This window comes from Streptomyces sp. NPDC046831, from assembly GCF_040645305.1.
GTDB lineage: Bacteria > Actinomycetota > Actinomycetes > Streptomycetales > Streptomycetaceae > Streptomyces.
Genome location: NZ_JBEYXZ010000072.1, coordinates 1 through 4,309, shown reverse-complemented (window position 1 = coordinate 4,309; position 4,309 = coordinate 1). Strand labels below are relative to the sequence as shown.

1 protein-coding gene is annotated in these 4,309 nt (G+C 75.4%); it reads right to left on the bottom strand.

Annotated features, from left to right (window positions below; all coding sequences use genetic code 11):
• On the bottom strand, positions 1-4,309 hold a 4,309-nt coding region (locus tag ABZ920_RS30390), incomplete at both ends, for a type I polyketide synthase (RefSeq protein ID WP_361512051.1).

Here is a 4,309-nt window from a genome sequence, read left to right as displayed (position 1 = left end):
GGGTGAGGTGGTGGGCGAAGACGGGTGAGGTGGTGAGGAGGTCGCGGGCCATGCCGTCCCATTGCGAGCCCTGACCGGGGAACACGAACACCGTCTTCCCCAGGGTCTCGGCCCGGGTCCCGCGCACCACGAGCGGGCTCGCGGCGTCCGTCGCCACCGCGTCCAGCGCGGCCAGCAGCTCCGTACGGTCGTCGGGGACCAGCACCGCGCGGTGGTCCAGCGTCGTGCGCCCCTCGGCCAGCAGACCGGCGGCGTCCGCCGGGTGGAGACCCGGGTGCTCGTCGACGTAGGTGCGCAGCCGCTTGGCCTGGGCGCGCAGGGCTGCCTCGGAATGGGCCGACAGCAGCCACGGCGCCGGGCCCCGCGACTCCGACGGCGACCGTCCGGCCGATTCCGGCTCCTGCGGGGCCTCTTCGATGATGACGTGGGCGTTGGTGCCGCTCATGCCGAACCCCGAGACACCCGCCCGGCGGGGACGCCCGTCGGCGGTCCATTCCCGCGCCTCCGTGAGGAGTTCGACCGAGCCCGCCGACCAGTCGACGTGGGGGGTCGGCTCGTCGACGTGCAGGGTGCGGGGGAGCACGCCGTGACGCAGTGCCTCGACCATCTTGATGATGCCGCCGACCCCGGCCGCGGCCTGCGTGTGCCCGATGTTGGACTTCAGCGAGCCCAGCCACAACGGCCGTTCCGGGGTTCGCTCCTGGCCGTACGTCGCGATGATCGCCTGCGCCTCGATCGGGTCGCCGAGCGTGGTGCCGGTGCCGTGCGCCTCCATCGCGTCGACGTCGGCGGGGGTCAGGCCCGCGTCGGCGAGCGCGGCGCGGATGACGCGCTGCTGCGACGGGCCGTTGGGGGCGGTCAGGCCGTTGCTGGCGCCGTCCTGGTTTGTCGCGGTGCCGCGCACGACGGCCAGTATGTGGTGGCCGTTGCGGCGGGCGTCGGAGAGCCGCTCCACCAGCAGCAGGCCCACGCCCTCACCGAACGCGGTGCCGTCCGCGGCCGCCGCGAACGCCTTGCAGCGGGCGTCCCGGGCGAGCCCGCGCTGGCGGCTGAAGCCGATGAAGATGTCGGGGTTCGCGAGCACCGTCGCCCCGCCCGCGAGCGCCAGGTCGCACTCGCCCTGCCGCAGCGACCGTACCGCGAGGTGCAGGGCGACCAGCGACGACGAGCACGCCGTGTCGACGGTGACCGCCGGGCCCTCCAGGCCGAGGGTGTAGGCGATACGGCCGGAGGCGATGCTGCCCGCGCTGCCGATGCCGAGGTAGCCCTCCATGTCGGCGGGCAGCCGGACCCGGGACCCGTAGTCGGTGTAGACGACGCCCGCGAACACACCGGTCCGTGAGCCCTGCAGCGACGCGGGGTCGATGCCGGCCCGTTCGAACGCCTCCCACGCCGTCTCCAGGAGCAGCCGCTGCTGCGGGTCCATGCTGGTGGCCTCGCGCGGGCTGATCCCGAAGAACGCCGGGTCGAACTGGTCGGCGTCGTGCAGGAACCCGCCCTCACGCGCGTACGACGTGCCCGCGTGCTCGGGGTCGGGGTCGAAGAGCCGGTCCAGGTCCCAGCCTCGGTTGTCGGGGAACGGCGAGATCACGTCGGCCTCGTCGGCGACCACGCGCCACAGGTCCTCCGGCGAGCGGACCCCGCCCGGGTAGCGGCAGGCCATGGCGACGATCGCGACCGGTTCCCGGTCGTACGCCCCCGGACCCGGCGCGGCGGGAGCGGCGTCGGCGCCGAGGCCCAGCAGCCCGGAGCGCAGGAAGTCCGCGAGCGCGCGCGGCGAGGGATGGTCGAAGATCAGTGTGGTGGGCAGCTCGAGGCCGGTCGCGGCGGTCAGCCGGTTGCGCAGCTCCACCGCGGTCAGCGAGTCGAAACCGAGGTCCTTGAAGGCGCGGGCCGGCGCGACGGTGTCGGACCCCGACAGGCCGAGTACGCCGCCGACCTGGGCGCGGATCAGGTCGAGGAGTTCCCGCGTCTGCTCCTGCTCGGGCAGGCGGGCGAGCGAGGCGGCGAAGGTGCCCGTTCCGGCGGCGCCCGCCGACGCGGCGGTGCGCACGGTACGGACCAGGGACCGCAGCGGCGGCGGCAGCAGATCCGACCCGGCCCAGGTCGCGAGCGCCGGACGGTTGAAGCGGGCCGCGACGAGGGCGGGCCGCGCGGAGCGCAGGGCGAGCCGGGACAGCGCCGCGCTCTGCCCCGCCGCGAACCGGGCGAGACCGCCACGCACACCGGCGTCCTCGGCCGCCGCCTCGGCACGCGGGCCCCAGGCCACGGAGAGGGCGGGCAGGCCGAGGGCACGCCGGTGGTGGGCCAGCGCGTCCAGCTGTGCGCCGACCGCGGCGGCCACCGCGAGACCGGTGCCGCCGAGCGTCGCCGACGCCTCGGGCGCCAGGACGGTGAACGACGCCACATCCTGCCCCAGGGTGAGCTCGTGGAGGTTCCAGGCGGCGTCGGCCGCCCGGCCCAGACTGTCCGTGAACGAGCCCTGCTCCAGCGAGGTCAGCAGCTCCGTCGGCGCCTCGGCGGCGACATGAATCACGTCCGTCAGGTGCTGTTCCGCGGGCAGCGCGGCGAGAGCGGCGGCCACCGCGTCCCGATCGGCCGCCGTGCCCTCCGTCACGATCACCTCGGCACCCAACTCAACGAGACTGTCGGCGAGGTCGGCGTCGGTGCCGAGCAGCAGCAGGCGGCGCGCGCCCAGTTCCGTGACGGCGTGGGCCGCGACGATCGCGGCGAGATCCCCGCCGCCCGACACCAGCACCGTGCCCGCCACCTCGCCGTCGGCGCGCCCGGCACCGAGGTCCTCGTCGTCCAGCCGGGTCAGCCGCGGCACGTACGCGACCCCGGCCCGTACGGCGACCTGCGGCTCGCCCGAGGCGACCACGGACTGCAGTACGCGCAGCGACCCGGCGTCCCCGTCGAGGTCCACGAGGGCGACGCGGTGCGGGTGCTCGGACTGCGCGACCCGCACCAGACCCCACACCGGCGCGGGCGCCAGGTCCGGTACGTCGTCGGGGCGGGTGGTGACGGCGTGCCGGGTGAGCACCACCAACCGGGTGGCCGCGCTCCGCTCGTCGGCCAGCCAGCTCTGCAGCGCGGGCAGCACGGCTGTGGCGGACGGCGCGGGCAGCAGCGCGTACGCCGGGGCGCCGGCTTCGGCAGTGCCGTCGAGGAACGCCTCGACCGTCTCGTACGACGTGGCCCCGATACCCGGCACCGGGTCACCGATGACGGCCCAGGAGGCCGCCTCCTGCACCAATTCGTCCTCGTTCAGGTCGAGTTCGGGCCAGTCGAGCGCGGTCAACCAGTCGGCCCGCACTCCGCTCACGGCCCGCGCACCAGTGTTCGCCACTGGGGCGAGGGTGAGTGCTGCGGCCGTCAGGACGGGGGCGCCCTGGGCGTCGTACGCGGCGAGCGCGTAACCATCACCGTGCCGGGTGAGCGAGACCCGCAGCGCGGTGGCCCCGACGGCGTGCAGCGCCACGTCCCGCCAGGAAGCCGGCAGTACGGGCGGCTCGCCCGCGCCGGCGAGCACGGGCTGCAGTGCGGCGGCGAGCAGCGCCGGATGCACCCCGAACCGGGCGGCGTCCGTGTCGTCCTGGTCCGGCAGCACCACCTCCGCGTGGACCGTGCCGTCGGCCTCCCGCCACACCGCACGCAGCCCGTCGAATGCGGGCCCCGGGAGGAGCCCCAGCTCCGCGAGCCGCTCCCGTACGTCCTCGGGGCCGGTGTGCGTGGCGCCCGCGGGCGGCCACACCGCCTGGTCCGGCGGGAGCGCGGCGGGCGGCGTGAGCACACCCGTCGCATGCGTCGTCCAGGGCCGCCGCAGCGGATCCGAGTCGGCCGTGTCGTCGTCGAACGGACGAGCGTGCAGGGCGAGCTCCCGCCGCCCGTCCTGCCCCGGCGGGCCGACGGCCAGCTGCAGATCGAGACCGCCGGACGCCGGAAGCGTGAGCGGCGCACCCAGCTCCAGTGCCCCCACCGTCAGCCCGTCCAGCAACTGCGCCGCGTGCAGCGCGAGGTCCAGGTGCACAGTGCCCGGCAGGACAGGCGTCGAGTCCAGCGTGTGATCGGCCAGCCACGGGTGGGTGCGCGCCGAGATCCGCCCTGTCAGCAGTAGCGCGTCCCCCTCGGCGAGCGTCGTCGCCGCGCCCAGCAACGGGTGCCGAGTGGCGTGCAGCCCCAGACTCTCCGGATTCCCCCCGGTCGCCGCGTCGTCCAGCCAGTAGCGGTGGTGTTGGAAGGGGTAGGTGGGGAGGTGGTGGGGTGGGGTGGTGGGTTGGGGGTGGTGCCAGTGGGTGGGGTGGCCGTG